This is a genomic window from Mycobacterium sp. E136 (assembly GCF_001666865.1).
Taxonomy (GTDB): domain Bacteria; phylum Actinomycetota; class Actinomycetes; order Mycobacteriales; family Mycobacteriaceae; genus Mycobacterium.
The window spans coordinates 16,808-36,796 of sequence record NZ_LZJE01000370.1 but is presented as its reverse complement, the minus strand read 5'-3'; the positions used below and the strand labels follow the sequence as shown (position 1 = coordinate 36,796).

Genomic DNA, 19,989 nt, shown 5'->3' with positions numbered 1-19,989 from the left:
GCTCGAGTGTCGTGAATAGACGCGGGAAGATCGTCTGCACCCTCGGTCCGGCCACCGCGACCGATGACGCCGTTCGTGCGCTGGTGGCGGCCGGAATGGACGTCGCACGGCTCAACTTCAGCCACGGCGACTATCCCGATCACGAAGCCAACTACAAACGCGTCCGGTCCGCGTCGGACGCCACCGGCCGCGCGGTCGGCATCCTCGCCGACCTCCAGGGCCCCAAGATCCGGCTCGGCCGGTTCAAGGACGGTCCCACCTTCTGGGCCGCTGGAGAGACGGTGCGCATCACCGTCGACGACATCGAGGGCACCGCGGATCGCGTCTCGACCACCTACAAGCGCCTCGTCGAGGACGCCACGCCCGGGGACCGGGTTCTCGTCGACGACGGGAATGTCGGCCTGGTCGTCGAGCGCATCGAGGGCAACGACGTCATCTGCACCGTCACGGAGGGCGGTCCGGTCAGCAACAACAAGGGCATGTCGCTGCCCGGGATGAACGTGTCGGCGCCCGCATTGTCCGAGAAGGACGTCGACGATCTGGAGTTCGCGCTGCGCCTGGGCGTCGACTTCGTCGCGCTGTCGTTCGTCCGCTCACCGGCCGACATCGAACTCGTGCACGAGGTGATGGACCGCGTCGGACGCCGGGTGCCCGTCATCGCCAAACTCGAGAAGCCCGAAGCCATCGACAACCTCGAGGCCGTCGTGCTGGCGTTCGACGCCATCATGGTCGCCCGCGGCGACCTCGGCGTGGAGCTGCCGCTCGAGGAAGTCCCGCTGGTGCAGAAGCGCGCGATCCAAATGGCAAGGGAGAACGCCAAACCCGTCATCGTCGCGACGCAGATGCTGGAGTCGATGATCGAGAACTCGCGACCCACCCGCGCCGAGGCCTCCGACGTCGCCAACGCCGTGCTCGACGGCGCCGACGCGGTCATGCTCTCCGGCGAGACGTCCGTGGGCAAGTACCCGCTCGAGACGGTCAAGACGATGGCCCGCATCATCCATGCGGTCGAGGAGAACTCGGTGGCCGCGCCGCCGCTGACACATGTGCCCCGAACCAAACGCGGGGTCATCTCGTACGCCGCCCGCGACATCGGCGAGCGTCTCGACGCGAAGGCTCTCGTGGCCTACACCCAGTCGGGCGACACGGTGCGCAGGCTTGCACGGCTGCACACCCCGCTGCCGCTTCTGGCGTTCACCTCGCTGCCCGAGGTGCGCAGCCAACTCGCCCTGAGCTGGGGCACCGAGACGTTCATCGTTCCCCATATTCAGACCACCGACGGAATGATCCGCCAGGTCGACAAGTCGCTGCTCGAACTCGGCCGCTACAAGCGCGGCGATCTGGTGGTCGTCATCGCCGGTATCCCGCCGGGCACAGTGGGATCCACGAACCTGATCCATGTGCACCGGATCGGCGAGGACGACGTGTGAGGGCGGACTTCGACGAGCTGCTCGAGATACTCAGCCTCCGCCAGATCGCCGACGACGTCTACCTCGGCTCGCACCCCAGCAAGAACCCCGTGCGGACCTTCGGCGGGCAGATGATGGCCCAGTCGTTCGTCGCGGCCGGACGGAGCCTGAAGCACGCGACGCCGCCGAGCGCGATGTCGGCTCACTTCATCGCCGGCGGCGATCCGGAGAAGGACCTCGAGTACCACGTGGTGCGGCTCCGCGACGAACGCCGCTTCGCCAACCGCCGCGTCGACGTCATCCAGGACGGTGAGCTGCTGACCACGGCGATGGTGTCGTACCTGGCCGGGGGCCGCAGCCTCGAACACGCGATCACACCACCGGACCTACCGGACCCGGAGTCGCTGCCGCCGGTGGACGACCTGCTACGCGGTTACGAGGACGTCGTCCCGCATTTCGTCAACGCGTTGCGGCCGATCGAGTGGCGCTATACCAACGATCCGAGTTGGGTGATGCGCGACAAGGGCGAGAAGCTGCCGCACAACCGGGTGTGGATGAAGGCGCTCGGACAGATGCCCGAGGACCCTGTGCTGCACGCCGCCGCGCTGGTCTACTCGTCGGACACCACCGTGCTCGACTCGATCATCACCACCCACGGCCTGTCGTGGGGCTACGACCGGATCTTCGCGGTCACCACCAACCACTCCGTGTGGTTCCACCGGCCCGTGCGCTTCGACGAATGGCTGCTGTACTCCACCACTTCACCCGTGGCCGCCGACTCCCGCGGCCTGGGCACCGGCCACTTCTTCGACCGGTCCGGTCAGCCGGTCGCCACCGTGGTGCAAGAAGGAATCGTCAAGTACTTCCCGCCGCGCTGATCACGGTGTCGGTGTCAGCGTGACATCGAACTGGTCCTCCACGCGCTGCTGGAACTGCTCGGCGCACTGCTGCACCGCGTCCTGGTCGTTGCCCGCGCGCGAGATGCAGTCGATGTAGTCGGAGCCGCCCACCTCGTTGAAGCCCCAGACGGCGAGCCAGATGACGACGATGGCCTCGATGATGCTCAAGATGCCGAGCACGATGCCGGCCATGGCGACGCCGCCGTTGGTGGCCTCACCGCGTTTGGCCCTGTTCCATCCGATGAAGCCGAGGATCACGGCGACGACGCCGAGCACGACGCCGCCGAAGACGGATAGCAGCGCGATGATCGCGACGACCAGGGCGGCGATGCCGATGCCGTTCTTCGGTGCGTTCGCCGGTGGGGGATAGGCGTAACCCTGCGGCGGAGCTTGGGGATAGCCGCCGGGGTAGGCGCCGTACTGCGGCTGTTGCGGAGGCGGCGGTGGCGGCTGCTGTGGAGGCTGCGAAGGCGGTGGTGGCTGTGACGGCTGTTCCGGCTCGCTCATGCCGAGGAGGTTACTCCGCGACCAGCGAGAATGAGGGTAGGACACTCAATCTGGCCAGGTAGATGATGCGTGGCGACGACGACCGTGCGATCGGGGGCGAACAGTGCGCCAGGAGTGAGCAGACCGACGAGAATCCGGTCGGAATCCGCGGCGTCGAGGTGCTCGGTGGGTTCGTCGAGCAATACCGTCGGCGCCCTGCAGAGCAATGCGCGCGCCAGCAACAGGCGCCGGCGCTGACCGGCCGATACGGCGGCCGCCCCGCCTATGAGCACGGTCGCCAACCCCTCCGGCAGCGCGTCGAGCCAGTCACGGAGACCGACCCGTCGCAAAGCGGCCAGGATCTCGTCGTCGCTCGCATCGCCGCGTGCCACCAACATGTTGTCGCGCACCGTGGTGGCGAACAGGTGGGCGTCCTCGGCGAGAAAGACCGCAGTTGGGTCGCTTTCGGCGAGCGACAGCAACAGCGTCGTCTTGCCCGACCCGCTCGGGCCGACGATCGCCAGTCGATCACCGGCCGCCAGCGACACCTCCGGAACGTCGGGCCGCTCACGCTTGGAGTCGATCGGATCGGTGATCTCGGCGAGCCGACGCGCGGCGATGCGTGATCGGGTGAGCTGCACCGCGGCCGCGGGCAGCGCGGCGCTCGCCTCGAACGCAGACAGCGGCAACAGCATCAGGACCGCGAGCGTCGTCGGCGCGACCGAGTCGGCGATGCCGATCGCCGCGATGACGGCACCGACCACGCTGGCGCCGATCGCCGCTGTCGACGCCGCGGCGGCCATCGCGGCGGGCTTCGCCGCCAGGTCGGTGGCCCGTCCCCAGTCGCGGTGCCGACGCTCGGCCTGGGCGAGCACATCATCGAGTCGGCCGCCGATACGGAGCTCAGGCGCATGCTCGAGGGCACGCATCACCGCCACGTCACGTCCCGAATGATGCTGTGTCGCAGCTTCTTCGGTCGCTTCGGCGGCGCGGGCGGCCAGCACCGGTGCGATGACGCCCGCGATCAGCAGACACAACGCCAGCACGACCGCCGCTTCGAGAGAGATCAGGCCGATCCCGACCACGGCCGCCACTCCCAGCACGGCGGCGACGGCGATCGGCAGCACCGCCCGCACCAGGACGTCGGCGAGGTCGTCGACCGACGCGCCGATCCGGGCGACCAGCTCGCCGCTGGGCATCCGCATCGCGGTGTCGGCGGGCGCGTCCGCCAGCCGTCTGTACAGCGACTCTCGGGTGTCCGCCGCCGATCGCAGCGCGGTGTCGTGTGCCGCCAGCCGCTGGCAGTAACCGAGGACACCGCGGGAGATGCCGAGCGCGCGCACGGCCACCACCGCCACGGTGAGGTCGAGCACGGGAGGCATCTGCCATGCCCTCGTGATCAGCCACGCCGAGATCGCGGCCAGCGCCAGAGCGCTGCCCAACGACAGCACCCCGAGCAGCACCGCGAGCGACAGCCGCCCCAGCCGAGCCCTCAACAACTCACGCATCGACCAATTCCCCCACGGACAGGACCCGGTCACCGATCGCGCGCACCGGGGCGCGGTGCCCGACGACCACCACCGTCGCGCCGGCGCGCGCCCGATCGACGATCGCGTCGAGGACACGGGCTTCCATGGCCGCATCGAGGTGTGAGGTCGGCTCGTCGAGCAGCAGCACCTGCGCCGAGGAGCCCAGCGCCCGCGCCAACCCGAGCCGTTGGCGCTGACCGAGCGAAAGGCCGGTACCGTCTCGGCCGAGCTGGGTGTCCAGGCCGTCGGGCAGCGTTGTGTGCACCTCGTCGAATCCGGCTGCGCGGCAGGCCTCGTCGAGGTCGGATATGGGGCCGAACAGTTCGAGGTTGTCGCGGACGCTGCCCGGCACCAGCATCGGGCGATGCGGCAACCAGGCGACCTGGGCCCACCACGATGGCAGGTCGAGGTCGCCGACATCGACTCCGTTAATCGACACGTCGCCGGGGTGCAGGCCGAGGATCGTGTGCAGCAGCGTGGATTTCCCGGCGCCGTTGGGACCGGTCAGCACCGTCACCCGGCCCGGCTCCGCGTCAGCGTCGAGCGCTCCGAGGTGGATGGTGGCCCCCGTTGCGCGCATGACACGGGTGCCCGCGCGGTGGTCCGGCACGCTGTCGAGGAACCGCAGCGCGGCGTCGGCGGCGGTCTTGCCGTCCTGAGCGGCGTGGAACTCCACCCCGACCCGGCGCAGCGGCCAGAACACCTCGGGTGCGAGCAGCAGCGCGGTCAGCCCCGCGGTCAGCGTCATCTCGCCGAACACCAGTCGCAGGCCGATGCCGACGGCGACCAGTGCGACGCCCAAGGTGGCCAGCAGCTCAAGGACGAGCGCCGACAGGAACGCTATCCGCAGCGTGGCCATCGTCGAACGCCGATGCGCCGCAGACAGTTCGGTGATGCGGGTGACCGATCCCTCCAGCCGGCCCAACGCGCGCAGCGTCGGGATGCCCGCCACCAGGTCGAGCATCCGCGACTGCAGCGTGCTCATCGCCGTCAGGGCGGCCTCGGAGCGTTCCTTGGTCAGCAACCCGATCAGCACCATGAAGATCGGGATCAGCGGCAGCGCGATCAGAACGATGAGCGCCGAGCGCCAGTCCACCGCGGCGATCACCAGCACGGCCGCCGGGGTGAGAATACCGGCGAGGAACACCGCGGGCAGATACGCCGTCAGGAACGGTCGCAGACCGTCGAGTCCACGGGTGATCAGCGCCGCGGCGGTATCGCGTTCGGCCGCGAGAAGGCGCGGTGGCAGCGCGGTGACCGTTCGCAGAACCTGACCGGACAGGTCGGCGATCACCTGTGTGGCACCGGTCGACGCCAGCCTGCTCTGCAGCCAGTGCGCGGCGGTGCGAATCGCCCACAGCCCCAACAGAAGTGCGAGCGGACCGGTCCAATGCCGAAGGTGGCGGGTGCCGGGATCGGTGATGATCCCGACCACGATATCGGCGAGCACCACGGCCGCGCCGATTGTCGCCCCAGTGATGAGCACCCCGCACACCACCGACGCGACGAGATAGCGCCGCATCGCCCGCGAGGCCCGCCACAGATTCATGGCCTGCGCCGCGTCAATCCCACGGGGTCGGGTATCCGGTCAGCCGAGATGCGTTGCCGGAAAACCCAATACGTCCAACCCTGGTACAGCAGCACCAGCGGCGCGAACACCAGCGCGGCCCAGCTCATGATCGTCAGCGTGTACGGGCTCGACGCGGCGTTGTCGATCGTGAGGCTGTAGGCCGGGTCGATCGTCGACGGCATCAGGTTCGGGTAGAGCACGCCGAAGAGCAGAATCACGACCGCCGCGACGGCCATTGTCGAGTACGCGAACGCCCAGCCTTCTCCGACACCACGCCACACCCGGGCGGTGGCCGCCAGCTGCGCCAGACCGGCGACGAAGAGCACGACCCACGTCCAGTCCTTACCGTGCTCGAGCTGTGTCCACAGCCCGAACGACGCCAGTACCACCGTCACCGGCAGCGCCGCCCGGCCGGCGAACCGCAGAGCCTCTTCGCGCACTGCGCCATCGGTTTTCAGCGCCACGAACACGGCACCGTGGAACAGGAACAGCCCGGCAGTGGCGACGCCGCCGAGCAATGTGTAGCCGTTGAGCAGGTCGCCGATCGACGCATGCAGCCGCTTGTCGGCGTCGATGGGAAGGCCGCGCACCAGCGCGGCGAACGCGACACCCCACAGCACGGCGGGCACCCACGACCCGGCGGCGATCCCGATGTCGGCCCAACGGCGCCAACCGGGGTCGTCGACCTTGCCGCGCCACTCGATCGCCACGACGCGCAGGATCATCGACACCAGGATGGTCAGCAGGGGCAGGTACAGGCCCGAGAACATCGTTGCGTACCAGTCGGGGAAGGCGGCGAACATGGCGCCGCCCGCGGTGATCAGCCAGACCTCGTTGCCGTCCCAAACCGGGCCGATGGTGTTGAGCACCGCGCGTCGGCGCCGCTCGGTGTCCTGGCCCGCGCCGCGGCCCAACAACCCCATTAACATCCCGACACCGAAGTCGAATCCCTCGAGGACGAAGAACCCGAGGAACAACCCGGCCATCACGACGAACCACAGCTCTTGTAGCGCCATTGCCACCAGCTCCTTAGTACGCGAACGACAACGGAGCCACCTCGTCGCTGCCGGGCGGTAGCGGGGCGGCGGGCTCCGAATCGTGTTCCTGCGGCCCTTCGACGGTGTAGCGGCGGATGAGCCAGAACCAGATGACCGCGAGCACCGCGTAGATCACCGTGAACGCGACCAGTGAAAGGACGACCATGCCGACCGAGTGCCCGGAGACCCCTTCGGCGACGGTCAACCGGATCATCGGGTCGCCGGTCGGGTTGGGCACGACGACCCAGGGCTGGCGGCCCATCTCGGTGAACACCCACCCGGCGCTGTTGGCCAGGAAGGGTGCCGGCATCGCGACAAGCGCGAAGCGGGAAAGCCAGCGAGAGCGAGGAATCCGGCGTCGGCGCGTCAGCCACAGCACCGCGACCGAGAACAGCACCGGCACGGCGAGCAGGCCGATCATGGCGCGGAAGGACCAGTACGTCACGAACAGGTTGGGCCGGTAGTCGCCGGGCCCGAACTTCTCTACGTACTGGCTCTGAAGGTCTTTGACACCTTCGAGGCGCACCCCCTCGAACTCGCCCTTGGCCAGGAACGGCAGCACATAGGGGACGTCTATGAGGTGGACGACGCTGTCGCAGTTGTTGTGGGTGCCGACCGTTAGGATGGAGAAGTCCGGATCGGTTGCGGTGTGGCACAACGATTCCGCCGACGCCATCTTCATCGGCTGCTGCTCGAACATGAGCTTGCCCTGGACGTCGCCGGAGGCGACGAGGCCAAGCGTCGCGGCCAGCACGACGATGCACCCCAGTACCGCGGCGGGGCGGAACATGGTCTGCGCCTCGTCGCGGTCGTCGTTGCGCGCGCGGATCATCCACCAGACGCACACGCCGGCGACGAACGTCCCTGCGGTGAGGAGCGCCCCGAACACCGCATGCGTGAATGCGGCCAGCGCGGTGTTGTTCGTGAACAGCGCGACAATGCTGGTCAACTCGGCACGACCGGTCTCCGGGTTGAGCCGTGCGCCGACGGGATGCTGCATCCATGAGTTCGCGGCGATGATGAAGAACGCCGACAGGTTCACTGCGACGGCGACCACCCAGATGCAGGCGAGGTGGACGAGTCGGGGGAGCCGGGTCCAGCCGAAGATCCACAAGCCGAGGAATGTCGACTCGAAGAAGAAGGCGGCCAGGCCCTCCATCGCCAGCGGTGCGCCGAAGACGTCCCCGACGAACCGCGAGTATTCGCTCCAGTTCATGCCGAACTGGAACTCCTGGACGATGCCGGTGGCCACGCCCAGGGCGAAGTTGATCAGGAACAGCTTGCCGAAGAAGCGGGTGAGGCGGTACCAGGACGTGTTGCCGGTGAGCACCCACGCGGTCTGCATGACCGCGATCAGCGGCGCCAGCCCGATGGTCAGCGGAACGAAGATGAAGTGGTAGACGGTGGTGATTCCGAACTGCCACCGCGACACATCGAGCGCGTCCATCTCACCCTCTCCCGTGGCTGTGGCACCAGCCTACGACAGGGTGTAGTAGACGTCAGTGTGGGTTAGCTCACCGACTCTTCAGCCGCAGGTGAAGGGGCCGATCCGCCGGTGCCGAGATCTTTGGACGCCTTGCGGATGCCGAACGCCGTCACGATCTCGAAGACGCCGATCACGATCAGCGAGATGCCGGCCACCACGGTCAGGATCGCCAGCGACTCGAACGGGGCCGCGAGCATGATGACGCCTGCGATCAGGCTGACCACGCCGACGAAGATCTCCCATGCGCGGCCGGGCAGTGTCGGATCGCTGATCGCCGAGACCGCTGTGGCGACACCACGGAAGATGAAGCCGATGCCGATCCAGATCGCCAGCAGCAGGATCGATTCCTGCAGGCTGCGGAAGCACAGCACGGCGAGAATCAGGGCCGCGGCACCGGAGATGAACAGCAGGACCCGGCCGCCGGCCGAGACATGGAGACTGAACGCGAAGATCACCTGCGCGATGCCGGCGACCAGCAGGTAGGCGCCGAAGAAGATCGCCGCGATCACGATGGTCTTACCCGGCCACAACCAGACGGCTACGCCGAGCGCTACCGCGAGGAGTCCGGAGACCAGGGTCGTTTTCCAGAGATGCCGCAGCAAGCTGGGCGGGGTGGTGCTAGTCATTGGCGCAGTGTGGCATAGCTGAGCGGAAGGGATCGTCGCATTTCGGTATCGATTCGACCCCCAGTCCCCGAACCGCCACGTACGCACGCGTTTGGTTCCCCTGCCGCGGCGTGTGCTCTCTACTACTGTTCCGTTACCGGTGCTTGGTACCGGTTACACGACGTAGAAAGTAGGGGCATCCGTGTTAGGTGACTGTCACAACCGTCGAGGTAAATTCTGGCGCTTCGCAGTCGTATTCGCTGCGTCCGGCGTGCTGGCGCTGTCCGGCTGCGCCAGCGGCGAAGGAGGCGGCGGCGGTGGTGATTCCACCAGCGCACAGGCGACCGTCTCGGCGGCCAAGGTCGACGAGATCGCCAACACCGTGCCAGAGGCCATCAAGTCGTCCGGCAAGTTGGTCATCGGCGTCAACATTCCCTACGCGCCCAACGAATTCAAGGATCCCAGCGGAAAGATCGTCGGCTTCGACGTCGATCTGATGAACGCGATCGCGGCCACGCTCGGGTTGACGCCCGAATACCGGGAATCGGATTTCGCGAAGATCATCCCGTCGATCCAGGGTGGCACCTACAACGTCGGGATGTCGTCGTTCACCGACACCAAGGAACGTGAGAAGACGGTCGATTTCGTCACGTACTTCAATGCGGGCACGATGTGGGCGCAACGGCCGGGTTCGCAGATCGACCCGAACAACGCGTGCGGCAAGAAGGTCGCGGTGCAGGCCACCACCACACAAGAGGCGGAAGAACTTCCGGCGAAGAACAAGGCGTGCATCGATGCCGGCAATCCGCCGATCGAGATCGTTCCGTTCGACGGACAGGACGCCGCCACCAACGCGGTGGTGCTCGGCCAGGTCGACGCGATGTCGGCGGATTCGCCGGTGACCTCGTACGCGATCAAGCAGAGCAACGGCAAACTCGAACCCGCCGGTGACATCTTCGACTCGGCGCCGTACGGCTGGCCGGTGCAGAAGGGGTCGGCGCTCGCCCAGTCGCTGCAGAAGGCGCTCGAGCATTTGATCAACGAGGGCACATACCGCGAAATCGCCGCCAACTGGGGCGTCGAGAACGGGATGATCGACAAGCCAGTCATCAACGGCGCCGTCTCGTAGAGGACGTTTCATGACCGATGTCGACACGCCGTCACCCGTAGCCCCGGCCGCCATCGACGCGGTGCCCCTGCGCCATCCGTGGCGGTGGGTGGCGGCGGTCGTCATCGTCATTCTCGTCGCCCTGTTCCTCTACGGCGCGGCGACCAACGAGTCCTACCGTTGGTCGACTTACTGGGAGTACCTGTTCAACGAGCGGGTGTTGAAGGTCGGTGTCCTCAACACACTGCAACTGACCATCTATTCGATGGTGCTCGCCATCGCACTCGGCGTGCTGCTCGCGGTGATGCGGCTGTCGCCGAATCCGGTATTGAAAGCCGTTGCGTGGGTGTATCTGTGGATCTTCCGCGGCACCCCGGTGTACGTGCAGCTGGTGTTCTGGGGGCTGTTGCCGACGATCTACCAGAACATTCAGCTGGGCGTGCCGTTCGGACCCTCGCTGCTACAGGTGAACCTGCAGTCGCTGTCGATCCCGTTCCTGCTGGCGATTCTCGGTCTTGCGCTCAACGAGGCCGCGTACATGGCCGAGATCATCCGCGCGGGAATCAGTTCCGTGCCCGAAGGCCAGGCGGAGGCGTCGACAGCGCTGGGTATGTCGTGGGGAATGACCATGCGGCGCACCGTCCTTCCGCAGGCGATGCGGGTGATCATCCCGCCGACCGGCAACGAGGTCATCAGCATGCTCAAGACCACCTCGCTGGTGACCGCGGTGCCGTTCACGCTGGACCTGTACGGCATCACCTCGCGTGAGATCGCCGCGCGCATCTTCGAACCCGTGCCGCTGCTGCTGGTCGCCGCGACGTGGTACCTGGCGATCACCAGCGTGCTCATGATCGGCCAGTACTACCTCGAGCGGTATTACTCGCGCGGTGCGTCGCGCAAGCTCACCACCAAACAACTCGAGGCGCTGGCCAAGGCGCAGACGCTGGGGGAGGCCCACCCGTGACACCGATGGTGAAGGCCGAGGCCGTCTGCAAGAACTTCGGTGCGCTGCAGGTGCTCAAGGGCGTCACGCTCGAGATCGGTCGCGGCGAGGTGCTGTGCATGGTCGGGCCGTCCGGTTCGGGCAAGTCGACGTTCCTGCGGTGCATCAACCATCTCGAACAGGTCAACGCCGGGCGACTGTACGTGGACGGCGAGCTGATCGGATATCGCCAACGGGGCAACAAACTTCATGAGATGCCTGCGCGGGAGGCCGCCCGCCAGCGCCGTGACATCGGCATGGTGTTCCAACACTTCAACCTGTTTCCGCACCGCACGGCGCTGGAGAACGTCGTCGAGGCGCCCATCCACGTCAAACGCGTCAAGAAGGACGAGGCGATCGCCCGCGCCCGCGACCTGCTCGATCAGGTGGGCCTGTCCGCGAAGGCCGACGCCTATCCGGCGCAGTTGTCCGGTGGTCAGCAGCAACGCGTGGCGATCGCCCGCGCACTGGCGATGACCCCCAAGCTGATGCTGTTCGACGAGCCCACCTCGGCGCTCGACCCCGAACTCGTCGGCGAGGTGCTCGAGGTGATGAAAAAGCTTGCGGCCGAGGGTATGACGATGGTGGTGGTGACGCACGAGATGGGGTTCGCCCGCGAGGTGGCCAACCATCTGGTGTTCATGGACGGCGGGGTGGTCGTCGAGAGCGGGCCACCGCGCGAAGTGTTGTCCAACCCGAAACACGAACGCACGAAAGCGTTTCTGTCCAAGGTGCTGTAGACAGATGCCGGCAAGCACCCCGGATCCCGCCACACCGCTGTGGCGCGCGGCACAGGTCTTCCGATTGCTCAGTTGCCTGTACGCCCTCGGGTTCCAGGTGTCGGTGAATCCCGACCTGGAGCGGCCGGGGCTGGCGTGGTCGCTGTTCGCCGTGCTGATCGGGTGGAGTGCGGTGTGCGCGGTGGCCTATCTGCAGGGGTTCGGCCGACGCCCGGCCTGGGTGCTGGCCGAGATTGCGGTGGTCGTGGCTTTGGTCCTGTCGACCGAACTGGTCGCGTCGTCGCAGTGGGCGTTGGACAACCAGTCCTGGCCAACGACGTTGTGGGCAACCAACGCAACCATTTCGGCGGCGATCGTCGCAGGCCCGATCGCGGGCATGTTCGCCGGAGTGGCGGTGATGGTTGCCAGCACCCTCGTCAAAGGCTTCATCAACTACGACGTCTGGCGCAACGCGACGATTGTCATCGAACTCGCGGTCGGCCTCGCCGTGGGTATGGCCGCGCAGACCGCGCGGCGGGCGCATACGGAACTGGAGCAGGCCGCGCGGTTGGCTGCGGCCCACCAGGAGCGGGAGCGGTTGTCCCGCGAGGTGCACGACGGTGCCATCCAGGTGCTCGCGCTGGTGTCGCGCCGCGGCCGCGAAATCGGCGGCGAGACCGCCGAACTCGCCGATCTCGCCGGCCAGCAGGAGCGTGCGCTGAGGCGACTGGTCAGCTCTGGGGAGAGCGAACCCCGCGTCGGGGCGATGACCGACGTCGGGGCGCTGTTGCGGCAGCGTGCGTCGGACCGAGTATCGGTCAGCCTGCCCGCCGATCCCGTTCTGCTGGACGCCGTCGTCGCCACCGAGTTGTCTGCTGCCGTAGTCAACGCGCTCGACAATGTGGTCGCCCACGCCGGACCGGACGCGCACGCCTACGTGCTGCTCGAAGACCTCGGCGACGCGGTCACGGTCAGCATCCGGGACAACGGCACGGGCATTCCGGAGGGGCGGTTGGCGGAGGCGGAGCGAGAGGGTCGCATCGGCATCTCGAAATCCATTGTGGGACGGATGAAGTGGCTCGGTGGCAGCGCCAAGCTGATCACCGGGCCGGAGAGCGGGACGGAATGGGAACTGACGCTACCCCGACGGTGATGGTCGTCGACGACCATCCCATCTGGCGTGACGCGGTGGCCCGCGACCTCGCCGAGGACGGCTTCACCGTGGTCGCGACCGCCGACGGGGTGGGTGCGGCGCGGCGCCGCGCGGCGGCGGTCCAGCCGGACGTCGTGGTGATGGACATGCGGCTCGCCGACGGTGATGGCGCGCAGGCGACCGCGGAAGTGCTGGCCGTGTCGCCGTCATCGAAGATTTTGGTGTTGTCGGCGTCCGACGAGCGGGAGGACGTTCTCGAAGCCGTGAAGGCCGGGGCGACCGGCTATCTGGTGAAGAGCGCCTCGAAGCAGGAACTCGGCGACGCGGTTCGCGCCACCTCCGAGGGCAGGGCCGTCTTCACGCCCGGCCTGGCGGGGCTGGTGCTCGGCGAGTACCGGCGGATCGCCCAGAATCGCGGCGACGGACCGGAAACCCCGAGCCTGACCGAGCGGGAGACCGAGATCCTTCGCTATGTCGCCAAGGGTCTGACTGCCAAGCAGATCGCCGCCCGACTGTCGCTGAGCCACCGCACGGTCGAGAACCACGTGCAGGCCACCTTCCGCAAGCTGCAGGTCGCGAACCGTGTCGAACTGGCGCGCTACGCGATCGAACACGGGCTAGACGAGTAGTCCTACTCATCCGGTCGGGCCGTCGCGCTGTGACGATGGCTGCATGACCGAACCGCAGCGTGCCGTCATCGCCCGCCTGTCCGCCGATGTCTCCGCGATCTCCGCATATCTGGCGCGGGTGTCGTCGGATCTGACCGAGCTCGACAGGCTGCTGGTCTCGACGCCGGCGCAACAACAGCCGCAGCACCCGCCGCAGCCCTACGCCGCTCCTGCCGCGTATCCGCCGCCTTACGGTGCGCCCGTGGCGAAGCCGCCCCGCGACGAGGGATGGATCGGCAAGCTACTGGCGGTCGCCGGCGTGGCCGTGACGCTGATCGGCGTCGTGTTCCTGCTCGTGCTGGCCGCGCAGGCGGGCCTGCTGCGACCGGAGATCCGCGTCGCGGCGGGTGTGGTCCTGGCAGGTGGGCTCGTTGGCGCCGGCTGGTGGCTGAACCGCAGGCCCGGCGGCCGCACCGGCGCGATCGCGTTGGCGGCGACCGGTATCGCTGCGGCCTACATGGACGTCATCGCGGTGACCACCATCTACGAGTGGATGTCTCCGCCCGTCGGTCTGGTGCTCGCCGCCCTGATCGGGGGAGGCGGGCTCACGCTGGCCCGCCGCTGGAACTCCGAGCAGCTGGGCTTGCTCGTCCTGATCCCGCTGCTGGCGCTGGCCCCGGTGGTGGTCGGTGGCGTCACGCTGTTGCTCGTGGCGTTCATGCTCGCGCTGTCGGCGGCCTCGTTGCCGGTGCAGATCGGCAAGGACTGGCTCTGGCTGCACGCCGCACGCGTCGCGGCGGCCACGCTGCCGCTGCTGATGGCGCTCGTCGGCGTGTACTTCGACGACGGACACGATGCGTGGCTGGCCGGTGCGTGCGGCATCGCGGCGTTGCTCGCGATCGCCGGTGCGCTGATTCTGTTGCCGTACATCGCGAACAAGCGGGTGATGGCCATCCTCACCGGGGCCGGCATGCTGCCTGTGCTGTCGGTCTCGTTGGCGGTCGACCGTGTCGTCGCCGCGCTGATGGCGGCGGCGCTCGCCGCAGGACTGTTGGCGATCGTGTTCGTGGCCGACCGGTTGCCGGGGGTCGACAGCGCGGTACGCCGGATCTGGGCGGTGCTCTCGGCGATATCGGCGGTGGTCGCGGTCATGGTGGCGTTCGACGGTCCGATCGCGGGACCGGTCCTGCTGGCGATGGCGCTGATGGTCGCACTGGCCGGGCGCGAACACGTCACGGCCGAGGCGGTCTCGATCGGCTTTGCGGCCGTCGGGTCGCTCTACTACCTGCATTGGGCGCCGCCCGACACGCTGCTGTGGGGAACGTCGATGAGCGGGGGCGTGGCCGCGTCGACGCTGGTCGCGAGCGTGCTGCTGATCGCGTGGAGCGTCGCGATCGTGTGGGCGTTCGATCCGCGTAATTCCGCGTTGTGGGCGGTCGCGGCCGCCGTGGCTGGATACGCGATCACGACGTTCACCGTCACCGTGGGTGTGCTGGTCGGGGGCACCGACAGCGGGTTTTATGCGGGCCACATGGTCGCCACGATCAGTTGGATCGCACTGGCGGCCGCATTGTTCGGCTATGCGGCGCGGCTGCCGCGGGCGGACCGGTCGGTGCCGATCGGCGGGGGATTGGCCCTGGTGGCCGCGGCGATGGCCAAGCTGTTCCTCTTCGACCTCGGCACGCTCGACGGCATCTTCCGCGTTGTGGTGTTCATCGTCGTCGGTCTCGTCCTCCTCGGCATGGGCGCCGGCTACGCCCGCCTACTGGAGAAGCAGGACCAGCGGAGCCCAAATGTGACCGGTGACACATGCTAAACTGGACTGAGTCCAGAATAGGAGGTGTTGTAGAGGCCATGAGCACATCTACACGTCGTTCGGAGACAGAAGTACAGGGATTTCAAGCGTCGCCGGAGTTCGCCGCGAACCTGCAGCGGGTTCTGGTGGACCTGATCGAGCTGCACCTGCAGGGCAAGCAGGCGCACTGGAACATCGTCGGCACCAACTTCCGGGACCTCCATCTCCAGCTCGACGAGCTGGTCGACTTCGCCCGCGAGGGCAGCGACACGATCGCCGAGCGAATGCGGGCCTTGGAGGCCACGCCGGACGGTCGCACGGACACGGTCGCCGCCACCACCACGCTGCCGCAGTTCCCGGCGTACGAGGTGAGCACCCAGGAGGCGGTCGATCTGATCGCCGGCCGGATCTACGCCGCGGTCGACACGATGCGCCAGGTGCATGACGCCGTCGACGCCGAGGACCCCAGCACCGCCGACGTCCTGCACCAGCTGATCGATGGCCTGGAGAAGCAGGCGTGGCTGATCAAGTCGGAGAACCGCAAGGTCTAGCGCACATTCCACAGTGCGTCGTTTTCCGCGATCGGGGTATATCTCGGGGCGTGACTGTGACACGCGATATCCACGCCTCCCGTCAGCAGGTCTGGGACGTCATGGCCGACGGGTGGACGTACTCACAATGGGTGGTCGGCAACAGCCGCATGCGCGCCGTCGACCCGAACTGGCCGGCGCCGGGAGCGGAAATCCGGCATTCGGTGGGCGTCTGGCCGCTGCTGCTCAACGACGTCACCGTCGTCGAGAAGAGCACCCCGCCCGAGGAACTGGTGCTGCACGCCAAGGGCCGTCCCTTCGGCGGGGCGCGAATCATCCTGCGGCTCTTCGACATTCCCGACGGCTGCCGGGTTGAGATGACCGAGTTCCCGGTCAGCGGACCCGCCGCGATGATGCCGAACAAGCTGACCGATATCGCCGCCTATCCCCGTAACCGGGAAACCCTGTGGCGGCTCGCGGCGCTGGCCGAGCGGCTCAAACCGACTGAGGTCGACGACTGAGCGGTTCGAGCTCGACCGCCTCACGCACGGCGGCATCGTCGCGCCGTCCGACCAGGTACCACGTCGTCATGACGCCCTTGCCCTTGACCTCGACCTCACCGCGGGGCTCGAGCACGAACGTGCTGCGCAGGCGTTCGGCGACATCGTCGGGTACCTGGATGCGGCCCTCGACGTCGGTGGTCTCCATGCGGGACGCCACGTTGACGGCATCACCCCACACGTCGTAGAAGAACTTGCGCGCCCCGACAACCCCGGCGACCACCGGGCCGGCGGCGAGACCGATGCGCAGCGGCACCCTGCGGCCCCGCGGGTCGCGCAGGTCGGCGACGGCGTCGGCCATGTCGAGCGCCAGGCAGGCCAGGGCTTCGAGGTGGTCCGGGCGGGGGTGTGGCACACCGCTGACCACCATGTAGGAGTCGCCGCTCGTCTTGACCTTCTCCAGGCCGTGGCGGTCGACGAGCGCGTCCAGGTCCGTGTAGAGCCGGTCGAGGAACCGGACCAGATCGCACGGATTGGTGTCGCTGGCCCGCAACGTGTAGCCGGCGATGTCGGCGAACAGGATCGACGCGTCGTCGTACCGGTCGGCGATGACGGTGCGGCTCGGGTCCTTGAGCCGCTCGGCGATGGTCGCGGGAAGGATGTTGGCCAGGAGGCGTTCAGACCGCTCGTATTCGGCCTCCATCGCCAGGCGTGCCCGGCGGATCTCCCGCAGCGCGAACCACAACGTGGCGATGACGAGGATCCACGCGGTGGCGACGGTCAGGATGAACGAGGTCGTACGGGCCCAATCCGGTTGTATGCCGGTGTTATCCGGCACCAAGTACTCCAGAAGCACCACCGTCACCGCACCCAACGCCGACAGCACCGACGCCAGCAGGATGTGGTCGATGCCGAGGATGACCACCATGATCGCGGCCGCCACGACGAAGTAGAACTGCAACCCCGATCCGGTGCCGAGCTGGATGCACTGGATCGTGATGGTCACGAACGCGACGACGAAGAACACCAGCGGCGCGACGAGCTCGCCGAAGCGGCACAGCAGCGGGATCGCTGCGAACGCCACGGCGCTGATGAGGCTGAGAACCGGAATCCACCACACCTCGACCCCGACGATCAGACCCTGGAAACCGAAGAAGGCGCTGATGGCCGCGCTGATCATCGCTGTGACGTCGAGGACTCGCCGGCGTCGCACGGACATTTCCGCGTGGTGCCGAATCCGGGCGGGCGTCCGGCTCTCGAGCGCCACTTCGGGCACGCAGACCGGCCGCAGCCTCATCTCCACGGTTAGAGCGTAACGCCGAACACATTCGACCTGCTGATTCTCGGTGCCCTCGGTGAGACTCGAACTCACACTGTCACGATTTTGAGTCGTGTGCCTCTGCCAATTGGGCTACGAGGGCATTCGCTGTGGCGCGGCTTACCACCATAGATGATGCCCCGAACTCGCTGAACGGCACTGCTACCGCCACAATGGCTTCCATGGCAACCGCTGCTGGGTCACCGCCCGACGCCGTGAAGGCCCGCCGAGTTCTCGTCGCCGAGGACGAGGCGCTCATCCGGATGGATCTCGCCGAGATGCTCCGCGAAGAGGGCTACGAGATCGTCGGAGAGGCGGGTGACGGGCAGGAGGCGGTCGATCTGGCCGAGAGCCTGAAGCCCGACCTCGTGATCATGGACGTCAAGATGCCCCGCCGCGACGGCATCGACGCGGCCTCCGAGATCGCCGGTAAGCGCATCGCACCGATTGTCATCCTGACCGCGTTCAGCCAGCGGGAATTGGTCGAACGGGCCAGGGACGCCGGCGCCATGGCCTACCTGGTCAAACCGTTCACCATCACCGACCTCATCCCGGCCATCGAGGTGGCGGTGAGCCGCTTCGGGGAGATGGCCGCGCTGGAGCAGGAAGTGGCGACGCTGTCCGAGCGATTGGAGACACGCAAGCTCGTCGAGCGGGCCAAGGGTTTGCTGCAAACCAAGCAGGGGATGACTGAACCCGAGGCGTTCAAGTGGATCCAGCGCGCCGCGATGGACCGGCGCACCACCATGAAACGCGTAGCCGAAGTGGTGCTCGAAACCCTCGACACGCCGAGCGAAGCACCAGAGTCGAGCTAACTCCCGGCCCGGCAGCCCGAAAGAATCCGGTTTCCGAAGATGCGGTTCGGCCACGACACCCGCCACGCATGGGTCAACAACGCGCACCAGCGTCAACCGTTGGCTATGGTCTTCCCGGAACGTCGCCGCCCCCGCCCCCCGGGCTGAGGCGCCGTCGCCGACTAACCCAATGACCCGGAGGTGAAGCGTGCGCGGTCGCATGGCACGGAGAGCATTTGCTATCAGCAGCGCTGGTCTGGTCGTACTCGGCATAGCCGGCTGCCAACAGTCGGAGCCGAGTGAGGGCGGCGGGGCGCAGACCGATCTCAAGATCGTCGAACAGATCCAGATCGACGAAAACGGTGCCGAGGTCAAGGCCGACGAGGGCGCCGCGCCCGCCGACCCCGCAGGGGACGGCAACGCGCAGTGCCCGCCGGTGTCGATCGCCATGGCCGGGGCGCTCAACGGCCCCGATGCCGCACTGGGTATCAACATCAAGAACGGCATCCAGTTGGCCGTCGACAAGCACAACGCCGCCAACCCCGGCTGCCAGGTTCAGTTGAAGACCTTCGACACCGAAGGTGATCCGCAGAAGGCCACCCAGATCGCGCCGCAGATCATCAACGACGCGTTCACCATCGGTCTGATCGGTCCCGCCTTCTCCGGTGAGACCATGGCCACCGGCGACGTGTTCAACCAGGCCGGCCTCGTCGCCGCGACGGCCTCGGCGACCAACGTCACGCTGTCCGACAAGGGGTGGCGGACGTTCTTCCGCGGCCTGGGCAACGACGGCGTGCAGGGCCCGTCGGTCGCCAACTACCTGAAGAACACGCTGGGCCACAAGAAGGTCTGCGTGGTCGACGACAGCACCGACTACGGTCTGGGCCTGGCGCAGACCGTGCGCGAGACGCTCGGCCCGGTGGCCGACTCGTCGTGCAACATCTCGGTCAAGAAGGGCGACAAGGACTTCTCGGCGGCGGTGACCCAGATCAAGGGCGCCAACCCGGATTCGGTCTTCTTCAGCGGCTACTACGCCGAAGCCGCGCCGTTCGTGCAGCAGCTTCGGGACGGCGGCTACGAAGGGACGTTCGCCAGCGCCGACGGCACCAAGGATCCGGAGTTCGTCAAGCAGGCCGGCGACGCATCCAAGGAAGCGGTGCTGTCGTGCCCGTGCGGGCCGGCCACCGGCAGCTTCGCCGACGAGTACACCAAGAAGTTCAACCAGGAACCCGGCACCTACAGCAGCGAGGGCTACGACCTGGGCACGGTCCTGTTGAAGGGCATCGACTCGGGCGCCATCACCCGGCCGGCGCTGCTCGACTTCGTCCGCAACTACGACGGCCGCGGTGTGGCCCGCCAGTACCAGTGGACGCCGAACGGCGAACTGACCACCAGCCTGATCTGGATCTACAAAGTTCAATAGCCCGCAGACGGAACGCGTCCGAGGCCGAAAGGCTCGGA

At 67.4% G+C, this 19,989-nt stretch carries 19 protein-coding genes and 1 tRNA gene; 12 read left to right on the top strand and 8 right to left on the bottom strand.

Annotated features, from left to right (window positions below; translation table 11 throughout):
* Nucleotides 1-11: 11 nt before the first annotated feature.
* Together pyk and A5698_RS25310 are read left to right on the top strand one after the other, a co-directional pair.
* The gene (gene pyk, locus A5698_RS25315; protein WP_067088343.1) at nucleotides 12-1,430 is read left to right on the top strand and encodes a pyruvate kinase; all 1,419 of its coding nucleotides are present in this window, start codon (nucleotides 12-14) and stop codon (nucleotides 1,428-1,430) included.
* Complete coding sequence (locus A5698_RS25310; protein ID WP_068302615.1) at nucleotides 1,427-2,287, top strand: acyl-CoA thioesterase II; 861 nt, start codon at nucleotides 1,427-1,429, stop codon at nucleotides 2,285-2,287. Before pyk ends, A5698_RS25310 begins: the two co-directional genes overlap by 4 nt.
* Here the strand turns inward: A5698_RS25310 and A5698_RS25305 are convergent, their stop codons facing one another.
* The 6 genes from A5698_RS25305 to A5698_RS25280 form a co-directional block, all read right to left on the bottom strand.
* Nucleotides 2,288-2,815, bottom strand: a complete 528-nt coding sequence (locus A5698_RS25305; RefSeq protein WP_067088347.1) for a DUF4190 domain-containing protein — start codon at nucleotides 2,813-2,815, stop codon at nucleotides 2,288-2,290.
* Nucleotides 2,812-4,302, bottom strand: coding sequence for an ATP-binding cassette domain-containing protein (locus A5698_RS25300; protein WP_156670889.1), 1,491 nt, complete (start codon nucleotides 4,300-4,302; stop codon nucleotides 2,812-2,814). Before A5698_RS25300 ends, A5698_RS25305 begins: the two co-directional genes overlap by 4 nt.
* A complete protein-coding gene (gene cydD, locus A5698_RS25295) occupies nucleotides 4,295-5,845 on the bottom strand; it encodes a thiol reductant ABC exporter subunit CydD (RefSeq protein ID WP_068302652.1) in 1,551 nt (516 codons plus the stop codon). The genes A5698_RS25300 and cydD overlap by 8 nt, the downstream gene beginning before the upstream one ends.
* 23 nt (nucleotides 5,846-5,868) lie before the next feature.
* Nucleotides 5,869-6,909 (bottom strand): cytochrome d ubiquinol oxidase subunit II, encoded by a 1,041-nt coding sequence (gene cydB, locus A5698_RS25290; RefSeq protein ID WP_068302610.1) that lies wholly within the window; start codon nucleotides 6,907-6,909, stop codon nucleotides 5,869-5,871.
* 13 nt (nucleotides 6,910-6,922) lie between these two features.
* Nucleotides 6,923-8,377, bottom strand: a complete 1,455-nt coding sequence (locus A5698_RS25285; RefSeq protein WP_068302605.1) for a cytochrome ubiquinol oxidase subunit I — start codon at nucleotides 8,375-8,377, stop codon at nucleotides 6,923-6,925.
* A gap of 62 nt (nucleotides 8,378-8,439) precedes the next feature.
* On the bottom strand, nucleotides 8,440-9,042 hold the full coding sequence (locus tag A5698_RS25280) for an HdeD family acid-resistance protein (RefSeq protein ID WP_068302602.1): 603 nt from the start codon (nucleotides 9,040-9,042) through the stop codon (nucleotides 8,440-8,442).
* Between the two features lie 181 nt (nucleotides 9,043-9,223).
* Between A5698_RS25280 and A5698_RS25275 the strand changes: the two genes are divergently transcribed.
* From A5698_RS25275 to A5698_RS25240, 8 genes are read left to right on the top strand one after another with little or no spacing between them, the layout of a single operon-like run.
* Nucleotides 9,224-10,150 (top strand): ABC transporter substrate-binding protein, encoded by a 927-nt coding sequence (locus A5698_RS25275; protein ID WP_068302600.1) that lies wholly within the window; start codon nucleotides 9,224-9,226, stop codon nucleotides 10,148-10,150.
* Nucleotides 10,151-10,160: 10 nt separating this feature from the next.
* On the top strand, nucleotides 10,161-11,093 hold the full coding sequence (locus A5698_RS25270; protein WP_067088360.1) for an amino acid ABC transporter permease: 933 nt from the start codon (nucleotides 10,161-10,163) through the stop codon (nucleotides 11,091-11,093).
* Nucleotides 11,094-11,098: 5 nt separating this feature from the next.
* On the top strand, nucleotides 11,099-11,851 hold the full coding sequence (locus A5698_RS25265) for an amino acid ABC transporter ATP-binding protein (RefSeq protein WP_067088433.1): 753 nt from the start codon (nucleotides 11,099-11,101) through the stop codon (nucleotides 11,849-11,851).
* Between the two features lie 4 nt (nucleotides 11,852-11,855).
* Complete coding sequence (gene macS / locus A5698_RS25260) at nucleotides 11,856-12,983, top strand: MacS family sensor histidine kinase (protein WP_068302593.1); 1,128 nt, start codon at nucleotides 11,856-11,858, stop codon at nucleotides 12,981-12,983.
* Nucleotides 12,956-13,612 (top strand): response regulator, encoded by a 657-nt coding sequence (locus tag A5698_RS25255; protein ID WP_068302590.1) that lies wholly within the window; start codon nucleotides 12,956-12,958, stop codon nucleotides 13,610-13,612. Before macS ends, A5698_RS25255 begins: the two co-directional genes overlap by 28 nt.
* 43 nt (nucleotides 13,613-13,655) lie before the next feature.
* A complete protein-coding gene (locus A5698_RS25250; RefSeq protein WP_068302587.1) occupies nucleotides 13,656-15,407 on the top strand; it encodes a DUF2339 domain-containing protein in 1,752 nt (583 codons plus the stop codon).
* A gap of 38 nt (nucleotides 15,408-15,445) precedes the next feature.
* Complete coding sequence (locus A5698_RS25245; RefSeq protein WP_067088368.1) at nucleotides 15,446-15,937, top strand: Dps family protein; 492 nt, start codon at nucleotides 15,446-15,448, stop codon at nucleotides 15,935-15,937.
* Between the two features lie 50 nt (nucleotides 15,938-15,987).
* Nucleotides 15,988-16,437, top strand: a complete 450-nt coding sequence (locus tag A5698_RS25240) for an SRPBCC family protein (RefSeq protein WP_067088370.1) — start codon at nucleotides 15,988-15,990, stop codon at nucleotides 16,435-16,437.
* Here the strand turns inward: A5698_RS25240 and A5698_RS25235 are convergent.
* Nucleotides 16,412-17,713 (bottom strand): adenylate/guanylate cyclase domain-containing protein, encoded by a 1,302-nt coding sequence (locus A5698_RS25235; RefSeq protein ID WP_084792617.1) that lies wholly within the window; start codon nucleotides 17,711-17,713, stop codon nucleotides 16,412-16,414. The two genes, A5698_RS25240 and A5698_RS25235, sit on opposite strands and share 26 nt — an antisense overlap.
* A gap of 50 nt (nucleotides 17,714-17,763) precedes the next feature.
* Nucleotides 17,764-17,837: transfer RNA gene (locus A5698_RS25230), tRNA-Leu, on the bottom strand.
* Nucleotides 17,838-17,916: 79 nt separating this feature from the next.
* Between A5698_RS25230 and A5698_RS25225 the strand changes: the two genes are divergently transcribed.
* Nucleotides 17,917-18,549, top strand: a complete 633-nt coding sequence (locus A5698_RS25225) for an ANTAR domain-containing response regulator (protein ID WP_067088372.1) — start codon at nucleotides 17,917-17,919, stop codon at nucleotides 18,547-18,549.
* Between the two features lie 187 nt (nucleotides 18,550-18,736).
* Nucleotides 18,737-19,951: a branched-chain amino acid ABC transporter substrate-binding protein gene (locus tag A5698_RS25220; RefSeq protein WP_068302584.1), complete on the top strand. Its 1,215-nt coding sequence runs from the start codon at nucleotides 18,737-18,739 to the stop codon at nucleotides 19,949-19,951.
* Nucleotides 19,952-19,989 lie beyond the last annotated feature (38 nt).